This window comes from Nonomuraea sp. K271 (assembly GCF_009908215.1).
Taxonomy (GTDB): domain Bacteria; phylum Actinomycetota; class Actinomycetes; order Streptosporangiales; family Streptosporangiaceae; genus Nonomuraea; species Nonomuraea longispora.
In genome coordinates, this window is record NZ_JAAAHR010000035.1 from 1 (window position 1) to 20,906 (window position 20,906).

The window sequence follows — 20,906 nt, forward strand, 5'->3', positions numbered from 1 at the left end:
GGTGAGGGGATGACCAGGGGCGGCGGGAACCCGGGTGACTCCGTGACGCCGAGGGGGCGCATGGTCGTGGCGTCGACGATGGGCACCACGGTGACGGGAAGGTTCTTCGGCTCGCCCTGCCAGGGCAGTCTGATGCCGGGCGGCTCGCCCGTCGGGGGGAAGGCCGCCGTCGCGACGCCCGACAGGCCGCCGTTGTCCCTGCCGATCTGCTGGAAGATCACCGCTATCGCCACCACGGCCGCGACCGCCGCCAGCGCACCCGCCAGCGCCTGAGGCCACCTTCCAGCGCCCTTGTCCGCGGGAACGGGAAACCCGGCGGCTCCAAGGCCGCTGGTCCGCCTGGCGACATAGCGCCGGTAGGGCAGCAACTCCGGGTCGCCGAAGCAGCTCAGAACCCTGACCCGCAGCGGCTGCGGCAGCGCCACGGCCGGCAGCAGCGCATAGACCTTGGGCGCCGACACCTCGCGGTCGCGGTGGGGCGCGCAGGTCTCGCAGCGCGACAGGTGCCTGACCAGGTGCTCGCGCATGTCCTGGGTCAGCTCGCCGGAGAAGCCGGCGAGGATGCGGGCGCGCGTGGGGCAGTCGTACGGGCCCTTCCTGGCGAGGATCTCGGCCGTGATCGCGCCGCCGAGTCGTTCACGGGCCTCCTCCATGACCTGCTCCACCTGGCGCGGCGGGAGCGCGAGGACCTGGGCGAGCTCGGTGGTGGGCAGCTCGTGCCGGTAGGCCAGCTCCAGCGCCTCGCGGTCGGTCACGGGCAGGCCGTGGACTGCGTTCCACGCCATGACCCGCAGGTCGGCATCGGCCGGGTCGTCCAGCGGCGGTGCCTCGGCGAGCGCCTGCGCGGGGCCGGGCGGCGCGCAGGCCCTGCGCCGGAGGCATTCGGCGCGGGCCAGCGCGTACAGCCAGGTGCGCAGCCGCTCCGGCTCGGCCAGCGCGTCGGCGTGCGCCTCGGCCGCGATCAGCGTGTCCCGGAGCGCCACCTGCGCACTGTCGGCACTCATGAGGAGGGACCAGCAGTAGCGGTAGATGCTCTCCGCGTGTGCGTCGTAGAGAGCGGCCACGGCGTCGGTGTCGCGGGCACGAAGGGCTTCCACCAGAACGCGGTCATCCATGTGACCGAAGGTAATGGATCGGTAACTAGTAGTTCCACCATTTCCGCGCCGGTGGCATGGCTTGTCGGGCGGCATGTTCCGGTTCCTCATGAATATTCGCGATAGCCCCCTGCGACTAGATTTATCGAGCTTTGAGGTAGAAAATCATTGCTTATACTTGCTGACGATCTCGGTGCTCCGGTCCACCGCGAACGGCTCGGTCGTCGGCTTGACCGTGTGCACCGGCAGAGCGCCCCCGAGCGCCAGATCCTCGTAAGGGCGGCCGGTCGATCCCCAGGTCCGCGCGGTAATCTCGGTCTTGGCCACCTTGGCGCGCGGGGGCACCCCCGACACGGTGAGGATGAAGCGCGGGGGGCGGCCCGCCTTCACGTCGTCCACGAACGTGCTGCCACCGGCCAGGAGTTTGCCCGTTTTGTCGCGCAGGAGAGCATTGACGACAAGACTGCTCGCCGCCGTACGATAGGGATTATCCACATATCCGGTAATAAGGTATGAGCCGTCTTTCTGGCGCAGAGTCTGGGTCCGGGTGATAGGAAACTCACGGAACGCCGACGGGATCCGCCCCGCCAGCCGCCACTGCGCCGGACGGTATTGGATCGTCACCTTGGCCGGCTTCTGGGTGGCGGTGGCCTGGCCGGTGAAGGCCAGCGACCCGCCCGGCGGCACGGCGTCGAGCGGCTGGTCCATCCTGACCACCTCGGCGCCCTTGGTGTCCTGTCCGACGATCGTGGCCACCACGTGCTCGCCGAAGTGCCACGGGTTGGCGTTGCTGAGCACGCCGGCCCAGTTGACGGCGTACCCGTCGGCGGACTTGACGATATTGGAGACCTGCTCCTTGAGCGCGAGCGGCTTGAGCTCTTGGACGGGTTGTTCCTCACTCGCGCACCCGGTGAGGCAGATCGCCCCGAGTGCGAGGAGGCTGACGGTTCGGCTACGCGGGATCACTTTGCCGTGATAACCCGTGCATGGGCACGGATGGCAGGAGACACGCGCCTGCCGTACCAAGTCTTTAACGCGGACGTACGACCCTGGCTTCGTCCCAGACCGGCTCGGGCGACTCGTAGACCGTGCCGTCGGAGCCGAAGACCAGGAAACGGTCGAAGTCGGTGGCGAACCAGCGGTCGTGGGTGACCGCCAGCACCGTGCCGTCGAACGCGTCCAGCCCCGCCTGCAGCGCCTCGGCGCTGGCCAGGTCGAGGTTGTCGGTCGGCTCGTCGAGCAGCAGCAGCGTGGCGCCCGACAACTCCAGCAGCAGGACCTGCAGGCGTGCCTGCTGCCCGCCCGACAACGACTCGAAGCGCTGCTCGGCAGCCCTGCCCGCCAGCTCGTAACGGGCCAGCGTCTTCATCGCCTCGTTCTTCAGCCGGGCGTGCTCGGTCATGACGATCTCGACAGGCGTGCGGCCGAGCAGCTCGGGACGGGCGTGCGTCTGGGCGAAGTGCCCCGGCACGACGCGGGCGCCCAGTCGGGCCACGCCCTCGTGGCGGACCTGCTCGCCCGCCAGCAGGCGCAGGAAGTGGGACTTGCCCGAGCCGTTGGAGCCGAGCACCGCGACGCGCTCGCCGTACCAGACCTCCAGGTCGAACGGGCTCATCAGCCCGCTGAGCTCCAGACCTTCGCAGATGACCGCGCGCTTGCCCGTGCGGCCGCCGCGCAGCCGCATCGTGATGTTCTGCTCGGCAGGCGCCACCTCCGGCGGCCCCGCCTCCTCGAACTTGCGCAGCCGCGTCTGGGCGGCGTGGTAGGCGGGGGCCATGCCGTCGTTGTAGCGGGCTTTGTTCTTCAGCATGTTGACCAGGGCCCTGAGCTTGGCGTGCTCTTCGTCCCAGCGCCTGCGCAGCTCGTCGAGCCGCTCGTTGCGCGCCCTGCGCGCCTCGGCGTAGGTGGCGAACCCGCCGCCGTGGATCCAGATGCCGCCGGACTCCACGGTGATGATGCGGTCGGCCGCGTTGGCCAGCAGCTGGCGGTCGTGGCTGACCAGCAGCACCGTCTTCGGCGTCTCCCTGAGCTGCTGCTCCAGCCACTCCTTGCCGGGCACGTCGAGGTAGTTGTCGGGCTCGTCGAGCAGCAGGGTCTGGTCGGGGCCGCGCAGCAGCGCCTCCAGGACCAGGCGCTTCTGCTCGCCGCCCGACAGGGTGGCCACGTCGCGATATTTCACCTGTTCATACGGAATGCCGAGCGCGGCGACCGTACAGGTGTCCCAGAGCACCTCGATCTCGTAGCCGCCGGCGTCGGTGTAGTCGCTGATGGCCTGCGCGTAACGCATCTGCGTCTTCTCGTCGTCGCGCTCCATCATCGCCAGCTCGGCCTCGTCGAGCCGCTCGGCCGCCTGCCGCACGGCGGGCGGTGCGACACCCAGCAGCAGGGCACGCACGTCGCTGCCGTCGCGCACGCTGCCGATGAACTGACGCATCACGCCCAGCCCGCCCGAGCCCGCCACGCTGCCCTCGACCGGCTGAAGGTCGCCGGCGATCAGCCGCATGAGCGTGGTCTTGCCCGCCCCGTTGGGCCCGACCAGCGCCGCCTTCACGCCTTCGCCGATCCGGAAGGACACGTCGTTGAGCAGGGGCCGCCCGTCGGGCAGCACGTATGTCAGATGTCCTACTTCGACGTGGCCCATGCTGCGCAGGCTACCCGGCCCGTTCGTGACGGAGCATCACCTTTTCCGGCCGCTCAGATCAGCTCGGTCTTGTAGAAGATGCTGGCCCTGCGCGCCTTCGGTACGCCCGAGGCGAGTCCCAGGCACAGGCGGGGACCGCCGGAGGTGAGCTGGATGGCCATGCCCTCCGGCTCACGGAAGTCGAGCGACCTGCCCGCCTCGGTGCGCGCCCGCTGGACGCGGTCTCCCGTGCGAAGGTCGAGGCACGTGATGAACGAGTTGCCGGGCGGCGGGTTGTCGTCACTGTAGGCGTTGCCGGTCAGGATGTACACGTAGTCGCCGTAGGGGGCGTACCCCTGGAAGGTGCCCAGACCCGACATCTGCGGCACGTCGTGGATCGGGTCGGCCGAGCCCGACTTGAGCGCGGCCAGCGAGAACACAGCGAAGCGGAAAGAGCTGCCGTCGTGGTAGCGCATGACCAGCCGGCCGGTCGAGGGGTCCGTCGCGCAGGTGGTGTTCACCGCTCCTGAGATCGGGCTGAACTTGGTGAGCGCCGACGACGACCTCGTCAGCGTCTGCCCGTTGACGAACTTGAAGCGGGCCAGCCTGCTTCCCCTGGCGGAGTCGCCGTCGCTCACGGCGTCGGTCTCGGTCCACAGGTACGCCGAACTCCCCGACGGCTCGACCCCGATCTGCACGCCGTGGCCGAAGCCCATGAGGTACATGTGGCCGAGAACCGAGCCGCTCAGGCTCAGCTTGGTGAGGCACAGGTCACCCGCAGCGTTGGACCCGCCGCCGTTCTTCACCTGGACGGTGTAGATGTGACCGTTGTCGTTGTCGAAGGAGAACGACTGCAGCACGGTCTCGTCGCGCAGCGCCTTCTTCCAGATGAGCAGGCTGGAGGGGGCGGTCAGCTGGAAGCGGCCCCCGGCCCAGGCGGCCGCGGCGGCTGAGGCGGTTGTCGCGCCCGCCACGGCCGTGACGGCGGCGCCCGCCCCGATTCTGAGCAAACCCCGACGGGTGACCGGCATGTGCGAGGACATCATCACCATCCGTTCTGCTGTGATCAGCACGCGGGCGTCACTGTAGTGGTGGCAGCCTCAGATTTCGGATGGAATGCGGAGACTCTAGACAGTAAGTGATCTAATGACTAGAACTGTAGGGAGCCTCCTCCCCCAAGGACCAGTGATGACGCGATTCCGCTCCGCCCTCGCACCCCTCGCCATCGCGTTGACCGGCCTGACGGCCGTGCCGCAGCCGGTCTGGGCCGCGCCTCCCCGGCCGGCGCACTCGGCGACGCCACAGGAGCGGCAGGCCACCGCCGCCTCCGAGTGCGCGCCGACCGTCGCCGGCGCCTCCACGAACGCCCGCCTGACCAGGTTGTTCACCGCCTACGGCAACGACAACAGCCGTCTCGACGACTGGACGGGCGCCGACGGCACCTACTCGCTCAAGCTGCCCGGCGGGAAGGACCTGTGGATCTTCTCCGACACCTTCCTCGGCCAGGTCAACCCGGACGGCTCGCGGCCGCCCGTGGTCGAGGAGGGCGGCACGACCGTCTTCCTCAACAACACGTTCGCCGTCGAGCGCGACGGCAGGCTGTCCACGATCCACGACGGCACCCCGGAGAAGCCGACCGCCGTGATGCCGCCGCGCGACGAGGAGCACTGGTTCTGGGCCGGTGACGCGACGCTGGCCGGCGGGATCGTGGAGGTCACCTACCAGGAGTACGAGCGGTTCGGCGAGGGCGCGTGGGACTGGCGCTGGCACCGCAACGTGGTGGCCAGGTTCGCCCCCGGGCGGCTCGACGAGCCGATCAGCGTGCACGACCTGCCCTCGGGACACGGCGTCTCGTGGGCCTCGGCGACGCTCAAGGACGGCGGGTACACCTACGTCTACGGCGTCGAGGACCTCGGGTCGCCGAAGTACATGCACGTCGCCAGGGTCAAGGGGCAGAGCCTGCTGGGCCGCTGGGAGTATCTCAAGGCCGACGGCACCTGGTCGCCCGACGAGGCCGACTCGGCGCGGGTGATGAGCGGGGTGGCGAATGAGTACAGCGTCAGCAAGGTCGGATCCGGATATGTCCTGATCACTCATGACACCACCGAGGAGCTCAGCCCCACCATCGTCGCCTACTCCTCCTGCTCCCCGTCCGGCCCGTTCACCGGCAAGCAGCACGTCTACACGACCCCCGAGACCAAGGGCGACGTCTTCACCTACAACGCCCACGCCCATCCCGACGTCAAGGGCAACGGGCTCGTGATCTCGTACAACGTCAACAGCTTCGTGAACACCGACCACTACCGTGACGTGACGATCTACCGGCCCCGGTTCCTGGATGTGACCTTCGAGTGAGACGTAACTGGGCGGCCCGCCTGCGGCACATCACGATCGACGGGCTGCGGGCGGTCGTGCTGGAGAACGAACGGCTGCGCGTGACCGTCGTGCCCGACAAGGGCGGCGACGTGGTGGAGTTCCTGCACAAAGCCACCGACACCGACCTCGTCTGGCTCTCCCCGCAGGGGCTTCGCAACCCGCGCGACCACCTCCAGGGCGCGGCCGACGACGTCGCCCAGTTCGTCGACCACTACGAGGGCGGCTGGCAGGAGGTCTTCCCCAACGGCGGCGCTCCGAGCGAATACCGGGGCGCGCGGCTGGCGCAGCACGGCGAGGTCTCGGGGCTCCCGTGGGAGTGCGAGGTCGTGGCCGACTCCGAGACCGAGGTCGCCGTACGCCTGCGCGTCCGCACGCGGCGGCTGCCGTACCTGGTGGAGAAGGTCTTCCGGCTACGCTCGGGCACGGCGGCGGCGAGACGGACCTGAGCGTGGTGCCGGAACGGGGTACGCCCAGCGACATCGTGTACCTGACCGGCTTCCACGAGGGTTGGTACGAGATTTCTGGGGACATCGGTATGCGGGTGGAATGGGACGCCACGGTCCTGCCGTACCTGTGGATGTGGCAGGAGCTCGGGGCGTCCACCGATCACCCCTGGTGGGGGCGGGCCTACACGGTCGGCCTTGAGCCCTTCTCCAGCATGCCCACCGACGGCCTGGCCGCCGCCGTGGCCAACGGCACGGCCCTCACCCTTGATCCTCACGAGACGAAAGAACTGCGGTTGCGCGCGGAGGTGCTGGCATGAGCGAGTTCGGCGGGAAGGTCGCGCTGGTCACGGGCGGCTCGATGGGCATCGGGCGGGCGGTGGTCGACCGGCTGGCCGACGGCGGCGCGTCCGTGGTCTTCTGCGGCGCCGACAAGGACGCCGAGCTCGACAGCGAGCACGTCGTCGGCAGGATCGCCGACGTGCGCAGCGCCGGCGCCATGCGCGATCTCGTGGACCTGGCCGTGGCCAGGTTCGGCGGGCTCGACATCGTGGTGACGTGCGCGGGCGTGCAGCGTTACGGCACGGTCGAGGACACCCCTGAAGAGGTCTGGGACGAGGTGCTCGACATCAACCTCAAAGGCGTCTATCTCACGTGCAAAGCCGCCGTCCCGAGGCTGCGGGCCCGCGGCGGCGGCTCGATCGTGGTCATGTCGTCGGTCCAGGCGTTCTCCTCGCAGGCCCAGGTGGCCGCCTACACCGCGAGCAAGGCCGCGCTGAACGGCCTGACCAGGGCCATGGCGCTCGACCACGCGGCCGACGGGATCAGGGTGAACGTGGTCTGCCCCGGCTCGGTGGACACGCCGATGTTGCGCTGGGCGGCCGACCTGTGGCGCGGCAAGCTGTCGCAGGAGGAACAGGTCGCGCAGTGGGGGACGTCTCACCCGCTGGGCCGCGTGGGCAGGCCCGAGGAGGTGGCCGAGCTGGTGGCGTTCCTCGCGGGCCCGCGCGCGTCGTTCATCACCGGGGCCGAGCACCGCGTGGACGGCGGGCTGCTCGCCCAGAACCCGGCGGCGCTGCCCGAGTAGGTAGAGGGGAGGCCACGGGTTCCTCCACCGGCGCACCAGAGCCGGCAACAGTTCCGTCAACGCGACGAAAGCCCATGTCACAGGCCTGATACGAGTGAGTCGGCGAGCCAGGGCACGCGACCTTGCACGGGCGCGCAGCCCTTGTGGATCGGCGAGTCACAACGACTCGTGTTCGATTCGGCACGCTAAGTTACCGAGGTCGAAAACGACTCACCGATCGAGGAGAGACCTGTGAGGCTATCCAGGAAGGCCGCCGGCATCGTCGCCGTGGCCGCGATGTTCACCGTGGTCGCCCCCGCGGCTGCCGCGGTGGCGAGCCCCCGCTCGACCTGCTACGGCGGTCGTGTCTGCCTGTACGCGGGCTTCGACTACAACCGTGGCCAGATCGACCACTGGCGTGACTTCGTCAAGGACGACTCCAACCTTGCCGACAACAACTGGCTGAACTGGGACTTCAGCAACACCTGGCACAGCATGGACAACGAGACCAGCTCGGTCAGGAACCGGGTCGGCTGCAGCGCCACCCTCTGGCAGCACCCCGGCTACACCGGCGCGCACAGCACGTTCACGCACAACTCGAACGACGGCTACCTGTCGAACAACGCCATCGGCAACAATCGCACCAGCGCGATCGACATCTGGTGCCGCTGAGAATTGACGGGAGTGCCGGTTTCCGGGCTTGGCCGCCGGAAACCGGTCGCCGGGGACTCCTCGCGAGCGCGCTGCTGCTGGTGGCGTCAGCCGCGGCCTGCGCCGCCGACGAGCCAGCCGCGCCCGCGTCGCCCGACCAGGACAGCACCGCGATGACGCAGCTGGTGCTGCCGTTCGACGCCTACAAGACCACTCCCGAGCAGCGGGCCGTTCTGGGCAATGCCCACAACCATCTCGTCGTCCAGTGCATGCGCGAGCGGGGCAGCACCGTCACCCCACCCGCCGAGGACGCCGCCGAGATCGCCGCGGTCGATCCCGGCAACTCCCGCCGTTACGGTGTCACGGACATCGAGGCGGCCAAGCAGTACGGCTACCACCTGGCCAGGCCGCCCTCTCCCGACACGACCGGCGCGTGGGCCGCCAAGCTGCCCAAGCCGGTCCGCCACCGCCTGTACGGCACGGCCGCCGACCGCGGCTGCCTCGACCGGGCGACGCAGGCCCTGGACAAGGGGGCGCGCAAGGCGGACTGGCCGTGGTTCTCGCTGCAGGACTCGCTCACGCTGGAGCAGGCCGCCAAGGATCCCATGGTGAAGGAGGCGGTCAGACGCTGGCAGTCGTGCATGCGCCAGGCCGGCCACTCCTACCCGTCGCCCGAGGCGGCCATCGCCGACGGTCGCTGGAACCTGGACGAGCCGGCGGTCACCGAGGAGGAGAAGCGGACGGCGACCGCCGACACCAGGTGCAAGTGGTCGTCGGGGCTCGTCCTGGCCTGGTACGGAGCCGACGCCGAGCTCCAGCAGGCCGTGATCGCCGACAATCCCCAGCGGTTCGCCGCCCTCCGCTCCAACCTCAAGCAGCGGCTGAAACGGGCTTCAGGCCTGCTCGCCCAGCACGAAAGCGGCGAGGTCGGCTGACTGGCGCAGCCTGCTGGGCTCGTGGACGTACATCATGTGGCCGGCCTCGTAGTACTTGAACTCGACGTTGGCGGCCAGTTCCGCGGGCACCGGCAGGTGGGCGACGGCGTGCTCGGCGGCGTAGTAGGGGGTCGCGCCGTCGTGGTAGCCGCAGGCCACGTGCACCCGAAGGTGCGGGTTGGCGCGCATGGCGGCGGCCAGCTTGTCGGTGACGGCGACGTGCGCGCCCTCGAACTCCTTGTACGACCACGGCCGCACGCGCGAGGTCAGCACCTCGTACGGCAGGTCGTTGGCGTAGCCGAGTTCCGCCCGCAGGTAGTGGTTGAGCGCGGCGCTGTACGGCCCCATGATCGCGTTCATGCTGGGGTCGGCGAAGAAGTGTTCCCGCCCCGCGTCGGGGTCCCAGCCGGTGAAGCGCCCGTCGAGGCGGCCGACGACCTGGCGGCGCGGGCGCAGCAGTTCGGTGAAGAACCGGATGTGCTCGATCCGCAGGTCCACCCGGTCGACGTAGTCCTCGGTGAGTCCCGTCAGCGCGGCGATCCTGGCCACAGCCGAGGCGCGCTCGTCAGGGGCGAGCCGGCTGCCGCGGGCCAGCGCCCAAGGGTAGTCGCGCTCGGCGAACTCCTCGGCCTCGCGCAGCACGTCGGCCAGCGGCCGGTCGCCGTGCAGGCCGTGGTAGTGGGCGATGGCCGCGTACGTCGGCAGGTAGAGGACGTGGGCCAGGTCGTTGCCCTGGTTGAACTCGCCGGTGATGAAGTCGAGCACCGAGGAGATCAGCATCACGCCGTTGATGTACATGCCGTAGCGCGACTGCAGGTGCTCGGCCAGCCCGGCAGCCCTGACCGTGCCGTACGACTCGCCCGCGAGGAACTTCGGCGACATCCACCGGTCGTTCCTCGTGGTCCACAACCTGATGAGCTCGCCGACCGACTCCAGGTCTCCGGTGAACCCGTGGTACGGCTCCGGCTTCTCCCCCTCGGCCGCCCGCGAGTAGCCGGTGGAGACCGGGTCGATGAAGACCAGGTCGCTCACCGTCAGCAAGCTCTCCTCGTTGTCGGCCAGGCCGTACGGGGGAGGCAGGAGCGCTCCCGCGTCCCCCATGACGACCCGGCGCGGCCCGAGCACGCCGAGGTGCAGCCACACGCTCGACGAGCCGGGCCCGCCGTTGAAGGCGAACGTCACCGGCCGGCTCAGCGGGTCGGCGCCGTCGAGCGTGTACGCGGTGACGAACATCTCGGCCTTCGGGCGCAGGCCGTCGAAGGCGCCGTCGGTGAAGACCTCCTCGCGCAGCACCATCGTGCCGGCGGTGGCGGTGTAGCGCTCCCCTGACGGCAGGGCGTGGCAGGTGGTGACCAGGTTGTCGGCGGGCGGAGCGGGCCGCGAGGGTTCAGACATAAGGCACCATTATGGCGTTACCTCGACAGACACGGAGGGGTCGGCGAACCGTGCGTTCGGCACGGTCGCGTACCAGCCGGGCCGGCCGGGGTCGCGGTCGTACGGGTAGCCGCCCATCTCGCGGTAGAGCTCGGCGTACTGCGCCACCCGGTCCCTGTCGAGCCGCACGCCCAGCCCCGGGCCGTCCGGCACGGCGATGGCGCCCTCCGAGTACGCCATCTTGCCGCCCTCGATCACGTCGTCGCGCAGCTGGTGGTAGTGCGCGTCGGCGGAGTAGGTGAGGTTCGGCAGCACGGCGCCGAGGTGCAACATGGTCGCGAGCTGGATGCCGAGCTCGCCCGACGAGTGCACGGCCACGCCGACCTGGAACGTCTCGCAGACGCCGGCCGCCTTCACGCACGGCCGGATGCCGCCCCAGAAGGTCGTGTCGAGCAGCACCACGTCGGCGGCCCTGCGCAGCACGTTGGAGGCGAGCTGCTCGAAGTTGACCACGACCGTGTTGGTCGCGAGCGGCACCCTGACCTGCTCGCGCACGGCTCTGAGCCCTTCCAGCCCCCAGACCGGGTCCTCCAGGTAGTCGTTGTTCAGCCCTTCGATGGCCCGGCCGAAACGCAGGCCCTCCGCCACCGACAACACGGCGTTCGGGTCGTACCTGAGCCGGTCGCCGGGGAACGCCTCGGCCAGCGCCCGGTAACACTCCAGCTCGTGGTCCGGCGGGAACACGCCGCCCTTGAGCTTGTGCACGGTGAACCCGTGCGCCGCCTTGAGCTGCGCGGTGTGCTCGACGAGCTGGCCGGGCGTGCGGATCTCGGCGTGGCCTTCGGCGGCGTACCGGAAGAACAGGTAGGAGGCGAACGGGACGGCGTCGCGCACGCGCCCGCCCAGCAGGTCGCTGGCGGGCACGCCGAGGTGCTGCCCGATGAGGTCGACGCAGGCGAACTCGATGGCGGCCAGCAGCTGGGTGCGGTTGTTGTAGAGCGAGGCCGTCGGGTTGGCGATCTTGAAACGCAGCGCCTCAAGCTGGAAAGGATCATGATCTTCGAGGTACGGCATGAGCGCGCGGAAGGCCGCCTCCGCGCTCTCGCCGCCGCCGCCCATCTCCCCCAGGCCGATCAGCCCGTTGTCGGCCTCCACCTCGACGATCGTGCGGACGAACCGCCCCCAGTGCGCGCCGTTGCTGTGCCGCAGCGGCGCCTCCAGCGGGACCGCGACCGTCGTGGCCCTGATGTCAACGATCTTCACGCGCACGTCCCCCTGACGACGGCCACCCCGCACGCGGGCAGCCGTACCTTGACCGATTCGTCGACCACGTCCAGCCCGCGGGCCGAGCTCAGGCCCGGCAGCGTGACAGTGGCCTCCACCGGCTCGGCGGCCAGCGACTGCAGCCGCACCACGCGCTCGTCACCCGACCGGCCGAGCGACGTGACGAGCACGTCGGGGTGGTCGACGGAGACGTACGTCCGGCCGGCGGCCGGGCCGTCGCCGATGAGCGCGCCGACGAACGGCTCGGTGAGTCCCGAGGCCACCGCCGCCCCGAGCCGTCTGTCCCCTGTTCCGGCCTCGCTGGTGACCGCGTAGCGGAACGTCGTCTCGCCCTGCTGCTGGGCGGGGAAGTTCGTGTCCCAGATGTTGTTGAGCGCCCACGAGTAGACCGTGCCGTCCTCCTGGTCGAGGGTCGGCGGGAACGGCGCGTACGGCATGTGGATGGTGCCGAGCTGCACCAGCGGCGCTTCGAGCGTGGCCCAGGCGATGGTCAGCTCCGAGTCCTCGAACGCTATCCAGTGCCGGATCGGCAGCATGTATTCGGCCGAACCCGGCACCCGCGGCACGTCGGGGCCGCCCACGCCGCCGGTCAGCTCCCAGGCCGTGGCCTGGCCCGCGGCGAACGGGAAGGCCAGGAACACCGCCTCCTTGGAGGAGGTGCCCTGCTTGGCGAGCTGGTAGGTCAGGTCGACCCTGGGCACGCCGTTGTGCACCTCGATCGTGGTGCGCAGCCAGTCGACGCCCTTGGCCTGCAGCTCCACGACGAGCTTCTCGCCCACGGCGGTGCGCTGGACCTTGGTGATGACGGCGTTCCTGCCGATGGCGCGATCGCCGAGCAGGGTGCGGTCATGCGCCCCCACGTGTCCGGACATGTGGTTGAAATGCGGGGCGGTGGCGTACTGGTCGTAGACGTACTGGCCGAAGCCCGCCGCGGCCTCGCCGTTGACCAGCTCGCGGCCCGCCCTCTTGTCGAAGATCGATCTGACGTAGCCCTCGCGCACGTCGTACGCGACCCGGTAGAACTCGTTCTCGATGACCCCGTCCGGGCCCAGCTCGACCGGCTCGGGGGCCTGGGTCTGGCCGGGCACGACGTCGAGGCGCGCGTAGCCGTAGCCCGGGATGTCCTCGACGACCGCGTGCACGTGCCGTCCGATCGGCCTGGTCGGCCAGTCCACCGGGTCGACCAGCTCCTCGTGGTGCGGGAGCGTGCGCCCGGTCCGGGCGTCCACCAGCGCGATCGGCACGTCCACGCCCACCACGTCCCTGGGCAGGAACGCGCGTACGACGTCGGTGCGCGCCCGCGTGCCGGGGTTGAAGACGGCGAACGCGGCCAGTGCCCCGCCCGTGCCCTCCTCGCCGCCGGCCCTCGTCAGCGCGGCGGCGAACCTGCGGGTCGCCGCGTGCAGCAGGTCGGACGCGTCGTCCTGGGCCTGGTAGGCGCCCGACGACTTGCGTGTCCACTGCAGGCCGCCCGAGTCGCCCGCCTCCTCGGCGTCCTCCCACGGGTTGGCCGCGCCCCAGGTGTGCTCGTTGAACAGCGCGACCTTGTCGTAGGCGGCGTCGATCTCCTCGGTGGCGTCCTCGCCGGCCAGCGTGTGCAGCGTCTCGGCCGCCCGCAGCGCCGACTGCGCCCTGCGCACGTAGCCGAGCGGGCGCGCGCCCGAGCCGAGCCCGTCGGCCCACCAGTCGGTCCAGTCGCCCTCGTGCACGGCCAGCCGGTCGAGGTAACGCTCCTCGACGTGCTCGAAGAAGTCCTTGTTGGCGGCCGAGCGCAGGCGCGGGTAGGCCCACTGCTCGTTCCACCTGCGGGCGATCGACGCCGGCACGATCGACGGGCCCGCGTTGTCGGCGTGCGCGCCCTGCACCCGCAGGTGCAGCACGTCCAGCTCGTACGGCTCCTTGGGCGCCTCGGGCCCCTGCCAGCCGAAGGTGCCCGGCCCGTACGGGTAACCGCGCGTGGCCAGCGCCGACAGGTAGCGCGGCAGCAGGTCGTCGGCCAACTCGAAGGAGTCGGTCAGCCCGACCGTGTTGCCCTCCATGTACGCCATGCCGTGCGGCGTGTCCGTGAACCACACGACGACCTCGTTGCCGCTCGGCGCCCGCCATCGGAACGGCCTGGTCAGCTTGTCACCGCCGTGCAGGTAGGGCACCGAACGCCCGGCCCAGTTGTGGGCCGCCGCCAGGTAGCGCACGCCGTGCGCGCTGAGCGCGTCGACCAGGCCGACGACCGCGCCCGGCACGTCGGTGTGCATCGCGGACGTGGTGGCGAAGCCGTACCGGTCCTTGAGCTGGGAGGTGAAGCGGAGCTGCCGGTGCAGTTCCTCGGTCGAGCAGGCCTCGGTGTGCAGCTGGAACGGCAGCGCCGTCACCTCAATGACGCCCTCGCGGGCCCGCGCGGCGAACTGCTCGACCAGTTCCGGCGGCCGCGCGTCAAGCCACTTCAGCGCCGGCATCGACGACTCGACGCTCCACCGGAACTTGGCGTCGTCCGGCCAGGACGAGGTCTCCTCGGCCAGGCGAAGCGCCGCGTCCAGGTAGTCGAGGTGGTGGCGGAGCACCGTGCCCTGCGGGTCGGTGTAGCCGATGTCGAGGTGGGAGTGGTGCACGACGAACACGCTCCACTTGCGCTGCGGCGTCACCGTGACCTGGGCCGAGCCGACCACGCCCGCGTCGTCGCGGCACTCCAGCGTCAGCTCGCGGGGCGCGTCCACCTCCGGCACCAGCAGCGTCACGTCGCCGCCCGACGCGCTGTCGAGCTCGTTCTCCGCGTCCGCCAGGGTGTGGGTCAGCGGCCGGGTGCTGGACACCCTGACCGCCTGGCGGCCGTCGTGGGTGAACAGCGGCAACACCGAGATCCGCACCTCCAGCCCGCGCACGCTGATCACCGGTGTCGAGGTGTCGTCGCGCAGCGCCTGCCTGATCCCGTCGTAGTCGGGACTGCCCAGACTCTGCTGGAGCAACCGGCTCGTCATCAAACACTCCCTAGAGACAGGCCCCTGGCGAAGAGGCGCTGGGTGGCGAGGAACAACACGACCGTCGGCAGCGAGACCACGAGGCCCGCCGCCAGGCCGACGGGCACCGGGGTTCCGGCGTACACGTCGGTCATGAGGCCGGCGATGGCGGTCATCACGGGCCGCACCTCCTCGGTCTGCGTCAGCGTCAGGCCGAAGATGAGGTCGTTCCAGATGAAGGTGAACTCGAGGATGAACACGGCGGTCAGCGCGCTGGCCGAGATCGGCAGGTAGATGCGCCAGAAGATCCGCCACGTGGACGCGCCGTCCATCCGGGCGGCCTCGAAGATCGAGAACGCCACGCCGGAGTAGAAGTTGCGCAGCACGAACGCGGCCAGCGGCACGTTGATCGCCGTGTAGATGAGGATCATGCCGAGCCTGGAGTCGTACAGGCCGGCGTCGCTGTAGCCGACGAAAAGCGGCACGAGCAACATCTGCGAGGGGAAGATCGTGCCGCCGAAGATCAGCAGGAACCACCAGAACCCGTGCTTCAGCCGCAGCACCACGATCGTGTAGCCGGCCAGCGCGCCCACGAGCACGCCGAGCAGCGGCGAGACGGCACTGTAGAGCGCGGTGCTGGCCAGGCTCTGGGTCAGGTCGGCGCTTTCCAGCGCCCGTCCGAAGTTCTCGAACAGCGCGAAGTCGCCGGACGGCACCCACGCGCTGCCCGGATCGTACGACCCGGCCGGGCGCGCGGCGTTGACCAGCAGCAGGTACGTCGGCCCGAGCCAGACCAGCCCGAGCAGGACGAGCACGGCACGCCTGATCATGTGGCGGTCACCTGCCTCTTGAGATAGAGGTACGACGCCAGCCCCGTGACCACCGTCAGCATGACGGCCACCGCGGAACCGTAGCCGTAGTCGCTGGCCACGAACGTCTCCTTGTACATCGTCACCGCGAGGGTCTCCGAGTTGCGGCCGGGCCCGCCCTGCGTCAGCACCCACACGATGTCGAACGTCTTCAGCCCGGCCACCAGCGCGAGCCCCACCACGACGGCCGTCAGCGGCCTCATCAGCGGCCAGATGACGTGCCGGAACAACCGCCACCCGGAGGCGCCGTCGAGCCGGGCGGCCTCGATGGGCTCCTTGGGGATCGACTGCAGGCCCACCACGAACAGCAGCGTGTTGACGCCGAGCTGCTGCCACGTCCAGACCAGCAGCATGGCGACGGTGTTGGCGGGCGCGTCCTGCAGGAACGCGGTGTCCACGCCGAGCATCAGGTTGGCGATCCCGCCGTGCGACAGGATCGGGCTCCACACCATCGCGAGCCCCGCGCCGCTCAGCGCGTACGGCAACATGAACGGCAGGCGGTACCACGCGCCGCCCTTCAGGTCGTACGACAGGACCGCCACCAGCAGCCCGAGCCCGACCGGCAGCACCATCGTGCCGACCACCCAGATGAGCGTGTTGCGGGTCGAGGTGAGCAGCGCCGGGTCGTCGAACAGCTCGGTGAAGTTGCGCAGCCCGATCCACGTCGGCGGCTCAAGGCCGTCGTAGCGGGTCAGGCTCAGGTAGGCCGTCCACAGGAACGGCGCGTAGAGCAGCCCCGCGACCAGGAGAGCGGCCGGCGCGACGTAACCGTGCCTGAAGCGGCCGAGCATGGGACCACGCGTGCTCCTGGCCGCGCTCACTACTGCGTGCTCCAGTACTCGTCGGCGGCCTGCTGGATGGTCTCCAGCACCTCCTTGTACGAGCCGGGCTGGGTGACGAACTTGCTGAACCCGTCGAGCGCGGCCGTCAGCACGGGCGGCGGCGTGGCCTCGAAGTAGCGGTTGACCAGGCGGTATTTTCCGCTGCCCGCGTCCTTGGTGACGGCGCCGAGCGCCTTGTCGTCGATCTCCACCTTCGGGTTGGCGCTCACGTCACCCCGGCTCGTCGCCCACTTCTCCTGGGCCTCCGCGGTCGTCCACCACTTGAGGTACTTCGTGCCGGCCTCGGGGTCGGCCACCTTCGTCAGCGAGCACAGCGGCCCGCTCTCGAAGATCATCGAGGTCTTGGGCAGCGCCGGGTTGAGGTTGGGGATGACGAAGAAGTCGTAGTCCTCGCCGGCCTTCAGGTTGCGCTGCGTCATGCTGGTGTTGAACCAGCTGCCGGACGACACCATCGCGGCCTTGCCGTTCTTCAGCACGTCGGCGGGGTCGGTCTTGTCGCCCGGGTTGATGAAGTAGCCGGCGTCGATCAGTTGCTTCCACTTCTCCATGACCCGCACCACGCCCGGGTCGGTGTACTTCGCCTTGCCGGTGGACAGGCGGTCGTACAGGTCGGGGTCGGTGCCGGCCAGGAGCTGCTCGAACCAGACGAACGAGAACAGCACGCTGGTGTGGTAGAAGGCCTTGACGCCGTTCTGCTTCAGCGTGTCGGCGGTCTTGACGAGGTCGTCCCAGGTCTCCGGGGGCTTCAGGTCGTACTTGTCGAAGATTCTTTTGTTGTAGAACATGCCCCAGTAGGCGACGTTCATCGGCACGCAGTACTGCTTGCCGCCGATCGTGTAGTAGGGCAGGAGGTCCTTCGACAGGTCGCCCGCCTTGATCGCCTCCTGCCAGATGGCCGAGGTGTCGGCCACCTGCTTCTGCTTGACGATCTGCTCCAGCATTCCCCCGGTCTGCCAGGTGAACAGGTCAGGTTTGACGTCGGTGCGGAACGACGCCTTGATGAACGCCTGGTACTGGGCCGAGTCGGTGTATCCCGTCGGCTTGATGCTCAGGCCGATGCTCTGCTTGGACGCAGCGCCCATCTCCTCGAAATACTTCGTCCACGCGCCCTTGTCGTTGTACAGCGTCAGCTCGGTCTTCTTCTCCTGCGGCGCGTCGGCGCCGTTGCCACCACAGGCGGCCAGGACGAGCGCCGCCACGCCGAGCGTGACCACACGTGACCGGAACATGGCCGGCCTCCTTGTTTCCATCGGGGGTTCAACCGGGGGGTTCAACCCGGGGGGTGCAACCTGTGCTCTATGACCGTCCTGACCTCGACCAGATGGGCCCGCATGCGATCCTCGGCCTCGGCCGGGGCGCGTGCCTCGATGGCCTCCAGGATCGCCAGGTGCTCCTCGTAGTCGCGACGCCGGTCGTCGAAGATCTGCAGGATCTCCCGCTGCTCCGGCCCGTGGACGAGGAGCAGCGAGTCGACGACCTCGTGGAGCACGCTGTTGCCCGCCATCCGCGCGGTGGCCCGGTGGAAGGACATGTTCGCCTCGTGCAGCTCGGCGTCCTCGCCGCGCAGGTGCTTGCCCGCCGTGTCGAGCACCCCCTTGAGCACGGCGAGCTCGTCGCCCTCCGCGCGCTGCGCGGCCATCGCGGCCAGCGGCGGCTCGATGACGATGCGCGCCCCCAGCAGCTCGACGAGCTGGGCGGCGTGCACCTCGCGCATGTTGGGGTTGGGCAGGACCAGCCGCTCGATGGCGGCGCCCACGTAGATGCCGGAGCCGTGCCGCAGCTCGATGGCGCCGGTGGCCTCCAGTCTGCGTAGCGCCTCGCGCAACGTCGGGGTGGTGACGGCGAAACGCTGGGAGAGCTCCCTGGTCGAGGGCAGCCTGTCGCCTGGCCGGTGCCCGCCCTTGCGGATGAGCTCCAGCATGCGCTCGGTGAGAGCGTCGGAAAGCGTGGGCCGCGTTACCTCGGACATATCAAGTGATCTAATCACTTATTACCATCGGCGTCTACGACGCCGGGCACATTTCCGGCGAAAAATGCCTGGTGAGGGGTCCGGCGCTCAGCCGCTGAGCAGGTCCCGCATCATGTCGATCTGCGCCGTGCGCGACGCGCGCACCTGGGCGGCCCACTTCTTGACGGCCGGGGCCGCCCCGCCCGACACCTCCGCGGCCGCCATCCGCACGGCGTCGCCCTGGTGCTCGATGAGCAGGTCGAGCAGGTCGCGCTCGAAGTCGGCCGACCGCCTGAGCGCCCGGATCTGCTCGACGCCGGTCTCCGGCATGCCGCCGTGGTGGTCGTGCGCGCCCGCGGCGGCGGTCAGCGGCTGGTCCCAGGAGTGCAGCCAGCGCAGCATCATCTCGACCTCGTCCTGCTGCGTGCTCTCGATGGCCGCGGTCAGCGTCCTGAGCTGAGGGGTGGTGGCGCGGGACGTACCCACCTTGGCGATCTCGATGCCCTGCCGGTGGTGCGACAGCATCATCTGGACGAACATCACGTCCTCGGCGTTGACCGGGACGTCCGGGTCCTCCTGCCCGCAGGCGACCGCCAGCAGGAGGACCAGGGCCGCCAAGACCTGCCTCACCGGCCGCTCCAATCCCTTAGGAAACCTTCCTAAAGGATTAGGGGCCGGTGCGCAAGGGAGGCCTGTACGGACCTCCGGATGAGGCGGAACTCGTCGTCACCTGAGGCGGGCGGCCGTCCAGCAGTCAAGGGCGCCGGGCTTTCCGCAGGTGCGCAGGGTGTCGAGGACCTTGGCGAGGTCCCCGGTCCTGGCGTGGTCGGGGTCGTTGGTCAACTGGTGCGGGTCGGCGACCGTGTCGTAGTACTCGGGCTTCGCCTCGCCCTCGTACTCGACGTACAGATCGCCCTCGGTGCGTACGGCGGCGTAGCTCGGCGGCTGGGAGTTGCCCGCCTGGAGGCTGTCGGCGTCGGGGTCCGGCGCGCCCGACGCCTGCAGGTCCGGCTTGACGTGCTCGATCAGCGCCGCGTCGCGCCAGTCCTTGACCTTGCGGCCCTGGATGAGCGGCAGCAGGCTGCGGCCGTCACGGCTGTCGCGCACCGACGGGTCGGCGCCCGCCAGGTCGAGGAAGGTCGCGAACAGGTCGACGTTCTGGGTGAGCGCGCCGGTCACGAGATCGCCGTGCCGTCCCGCCGCCGGCCGTCTGACCAGCAGCGGCACCCGTACGTCGTGGTCGTAGGCGGTGGACTTGCCGCGCACCAGGCGATGCTGACCGAGGTGGAAGCCGTTGTCGCTGGTGAAGACGACGTACGTGGTGCGCTTCTCCTCCTCCGTCAGCGTGGACAGGACCCGCTCCACCATGTCGTCGACCGACTGCACCATGCGGATCCGGTCGCGGAAGTCCTTGCGCAGTTCCTTGACGAGTTTCGGGGGGAGCTTGTCGCGGCGTACCCACGCCGGCTTGTCGGCGGTGTCCTCGTCGAAGGCGGGAAGTTCGGACACGTCGATGGTGGCGCAGTCGGTGCCGCCGCAGTCGCCGTTCGGGAACTCCCCTGCCGGCCACTGGGTCTTCGGCCGGTCGCGCCGCGCCGGCGGGAAGCGCGGCTCCTTCTCGCCCGGCTTGACGCCGACCCTGGCGTGCGGAGAGAACGGCGAGACCTGGAGGAAGAACGGCTCGCCGGGCGCGTGCTCACGCGAACGCTCGATGAACTCGGTCGCCCGCCGCCCGAGCACGTCCACCAGGTACTTGCCGCCGGAGGGGTCGAGCGGTCTGTCGTCCGCCGACTCCTCCTTGATGTAGCCGGTGAGCTGGTATTTGAACTCGTTGTAGCCGCCGCCTCCCGCGACGTGCCACTCGTCCCAGCCGGCCGGCACCTTGTAGCCGGGGCCCACCGGATACTCGTTGATGTACTTGCCGAGGTAACCGGTCCGGTAGCCGGCCCGGTCGAGCGAGACGGCGTACGTGCGGCTCTCGTGCGGCTCGAACGCCGCGTAACCGCCGCGGTCGGAGCCCTTGTTCGTCTCCACGCCGGTGTTGTGCGGGAACTGGCCGGTGAACATGGAGGCCCGCGAAGGGCAGCAGAGCGAGTTGGACACGTGGTAGCCGGTGAACATCGTGCCGTTCCTCGCCAGGCCGCTCACGGTGTCCATGTACGGCAGCAGGTCGGCCGACATGTCGTCGACCAGGAAGAAGATGATGTTCGGTTGCCGGGGCTCGGCCACCGCGCCGGCGCCCGCCTGGGACGACGCCATGGTCGTCCCGAGGACGATGGCCAGCGCCACCGCCAGGGCTCTCCGGAGGTTAGCGGTCACGGACATGACTGCCTCTTTTACCAGTATGGGACATCAATGTTGCGACGAACGCTAACGACTGACTTATCGGCTGATCAATAGCTTTGTCGCCCGTCCTTGCAGATCCTCAACAGATCCTCAACCCGTCGCCGCCT

19 protein-coding genes are annotated in these 20,906 nt (G+C 69.6%); 6 read left to right on the forward strand and 13 right to left on the reverse strand.

Features of this window, described 5'->3' with window-relative positions; genetic code table 11:
- The 4 genes from GUY59_RS14910 to GUY59_RS14925 all read right to left on the reverse strand — a co-directional run.
- Positions 1-1,115, reverse strand: a 1,115-nt coding sequence (locus tag GUY59_RS14910) for an RNA polymerase sigma factor (protein ID WP_138208445.1), incomplete at its 3' end; no start/stop codon positions are given.
- 144 nt (positions 1,116-1,259) lie between these two features.
- Positions 1,260-2,060, reverse strand: a complete 801-nt coding sequence (locus tag GUY59_RS14915) for a hypothetical protein (RefSeq protein ID WP_138208446.1) — start codon at positions 2,058-2,060, stop codon at positions 1,260-1,262.
- 64 nt (positions 2,061-2,124) lie between these two features.
- Positions 2,125-3,735 carry an ABC-F family ATP-binding cassette domain-containing protein gene (locus GUY59_RS14920; protein ID WP_138208447.1) on the reverse strand — a complete coding sequence of 537 codons (1,611 nt, stop codon included), beginning with the start codon at positions 3,733-3,735 and terminating at the stop codon, positions 2,125-2,127.
- 53 nt (positions 3,736-3,788) lie between these two features.
- On the reverse strand, positions 3,789-4,724 hold the full coding sequence (locus GUY59_RS14925; protein WP_201760894.1) for a phage baseplate protein: 936 nt from the start codon (positions 4,722-4,724) through the stop codon (positions 3,789-3,791).
- A 178-nt stretch (positions 4,725-4,902) separates the two neighbouring features.
- Between GUY59_RS14925 and GUY59_RS14930 the strand changes: the two genes are divergently transcribed.
- From GUY59_RS14930 to GUY59_RS14950, 6 genes are all read left to right on the forward strand, one after another.
- On the forward strand, positions 4,903-6,069 hold the full coding sequence (locus tag GUY59_RS14930; protein WP_138208448.1) for a DUF4185 domain-containing protein: 1,167 nt from the start codon (positions 4,903-4,905) through the stop codon (positions 6,067-6,069).
- The gene (locus tag GUY59_RS48650) at positions 6,066-6,536 is read left to right on the forward strand and encodes a DUF4432 family protein (RefSeq protein ID WP_330849166.1); all 471 of its coding nucleotides are present in this window, start codon (positions 6,066-6,068) and stop codon (positions 6,534-6,536) included. The genes GUY59_RS14930 and GUY59_RS48650 overlap by 4 nt, the downstream gene beginning before the upstream one ends.
- A gap of 2 nt (positions 6,537-6,538) precedes the next feature.
- Positions 6,539-6,853, forward strand: coding sequence for a DUF4432 family protein (locus tag GUY59_RS50710; protein WP_330849167.1), 315 nt, complete (start codon positions 6,539-6,541; stop codon positions 6,851-6,853).
- Entirely contained in the window at positions 6,850-7,620 is a 771-nt protein-coding gene (locus tag GUY59_RS14940; protein WP_138203655.1) for an SDR family NAD(P)-dependent oxidoreductase, read from the forward strand. The genes GUY59_RS50710 and GUY59_RS14940 overlap by 4 nt, the downstream gene beginning before the upstream one ends.
- 231 nt (positions 7,621-7,851) lie before the next feature.
- Entirely contained in the window at positions 7,852-8,271 is a 420-nt protein-coding gene (locus tag GUY59_RS14945; protein WP_132331763.1) for a peptidase inhibitor family I36 protein, read from the forward strand.
- 80 nt (positions 8,272-8,351) lie between these two features.
- Complete coding sequence (locus GUY59_RS14950; RefSeq protein ID WP_138203653.1) at positions 8,352-9,185, forward strand: hypothetical protein; 834 nt, start codon at positions 8,352-8,354, stop codon at positions 9,183-9,185.
- On the opposite strand, the gene GUY59_RS14955 is transcribed toward GUY59_RS14950, so the two are convergent.
- The 9 genes from GUY59_RS14955 to GUY59_RS14995 form a co-directional block, all read right to left on the reverse strand.
- Positions 9,144-10,580: a S10 family peptidase gene (locus GUY59_RS14955; RefSeq protein ID WP_138203651.1), complete on the reverse strand. Its 1,437-nt coding sequence runs from the start codon at positions 10,578-10,580 to the stop codon at positions 9,144-9,146. The genes GUY59_RS14950 and GUY59_RS14955 overlap by 42 nt on opposite strands.
- A gap of 9 nt (positions 10,581-10,589) precedes the next feature.
- Positions 10,590-11,822: an enolase C-terminal domain-like protein gene (locus GUY59_RS14960; RefSeq protein WP_138203649.1), complete on the reverse strand. Its 1,233-nt coding sequence runs from the start codon at positions 11,820-11,822 to the stop codon at positions 10,590-10,592.
- Positions 11,819-14,815: a glycoside hydrolase family 38 C-terminal domain-containing protein gene (locus GUY59_RS14965; protein ID WP_138203647.1), complete on the reverse strand. Its 2,997-nt coding sequence runs from the start codon at positions 14,813-14,815 to the stop codon at positions 11,819-11,821. The genes GUY59_RS14960 and GUY59_RS14965 overlap by 4 nt, the downstream gene beginning before the upstream one ends.
- Positions 14,815-15,624, reverse strand: a complete 810-nt coding sequence (locus GUY59_RS14970; protein ID WP_138203645.1) for a carbohydrate ABC transporter permease — start codon at positions 15,622-15,624, stop codon at positions 14,815-14,817. The genes GUY59_RS14965 and GUY59_RS14970 overlap by 1 nt, the downstream gene beginning before the upstream one ends.
- The gene (locus GUY59_RS14975) at positions 15,621-16,454 is read right to left on the reverse strand and encodes a carbohydrate ABC transporter permease (RefSeq protein ID WP_138203643.1); all 834 of its coding nucleotides are present in this window, start codon (positions 16,452-16,454) and stop codon (positions 15,621-15,623) included. The genes GUY59_RS14970 and GUY59_RS14975 overlap by 4 nt, the downstream gene beginning before the upstream one ends.
- Before the next feature lie 29 nt (positions 16,455-16,483).
- On the reverse strand, positions 16,484-17,734 hold the full coding sequence (locus GUY59_RS14980) for an ABC transporter substrate-binding protein (protein WP_138203642.1): 1,251 nt from the start codon (positions 17,732-17,734) through the stop codon (positions 16,484-16,486).
- A 41-nt stretch (positions 17,735-17,775) separates the two neighbouring features.
- Positions 17,776-18,474 (reverse strand): FadR/GntR family transcriptional regulator, encoded by a 699-nt coding sequence (locus GUY59_RS14985; RefSeq protein WP_138203640.1) that lies wholly within the window; start codon positions 18,472-18,474, stop codon positions 17,776-17,778.
- Between the two features lie 87 nt (positions 18,475-18,561).
- A complete protein-coding gene (locus GUY59_RS14990; protein WP_138203638.1) occupies positions 18,562-19,083 on the reverse strand; it encodes a DUF305 domain-containing protein in 522 nt (173 codons plus the stop codon).
- A 96-nt stretch (positions 19,084-19,179) separates the two neighbouring features.
- Positions 19,180-20,778: a sulfatase family protein gene (locus GUY59_RS14995; RefSeq protein WP_138203636.1), complete on the reverse strand. Its 1,599-nt coding sequence runs from the start codon at positions 20,776-20,778 to the stop codon at positions 19,180-19,182.
- Between the last annotated feature and the right edge of the window lie 128 nt (positions 20,779-20,906).

Coding starts and splice junctions, on each gene's coding strand:
- GUY59_RS14920 (WP_138208447.1), bottom strand. CDS start 3,735: ATGGGCCACGTCGAAGTAGGACATCTGACATACGTGCTGCCCGACGGG.
- GUY59_RS14930 (WP_138208448.1), top strand. CDS start 4,903: ATGACGCGATTCCGCTCCGCCCTCGCACCCCTCGCCATCGCGTTGACC.
- GUY59_RS14940 (WP_138203655.1), top strand. CDS start 6,850: ATGAGCGAGTTCGGCGGGAAGGTCGCGCTGGTCACGGGCGGCTCGATG.
- GUY59_RS14955 (WP_138203651.1), bottom strand. CDS start 10,580: ATGTCTGAACCCTCGCGGCCCGCTCCGCCCGCCGACAACCTGGTCACC.
- GUY59_RS14965 (WP_138203647.1), bottom strand. CDS start 14,815: ATGACGAGCCGGTTGCTCCAGCAGAGTCTGGGCAGTCCCGACTACGAC.
- GUY59_RS14970 (WP_138203645.1), bottom strand. CDS start 15,624: ATGATCAGGCGTGCCGTGCTCGTCCTGCTCGGGCTGGTCTGGCTCGGG.
- GUY59_RS14975 (WP_138203643.1), bottom strand. CDS start 16,454: ATGCTCGGCCGCTTCAGGCACGGTTACGTCGCGCCGGCCGCTCTCCTG.
- GUY59_RS14980 (WP_138203642.1), bottom strand. CDS start 17,734: ATGTTCCGGTCACGTGTGGTCACGCTCGGCGTGGCGGCGCTCGTCCTG.
- GUY59_RS14985 (WP_138203640.1), bottom strand. CDS start 18,474: ATGTCCGAGGTAACGCGGCCCACGCTTTCCGACGCTCTCACCGAGCGC.
- GUY59_RS14995 (WP_138203636.1), bottom strand. CDS start 20,778: ATGTCCGTGACCGCTAACCTCCGGAGAGCCCTGGCGGTGGCGCTGGCC.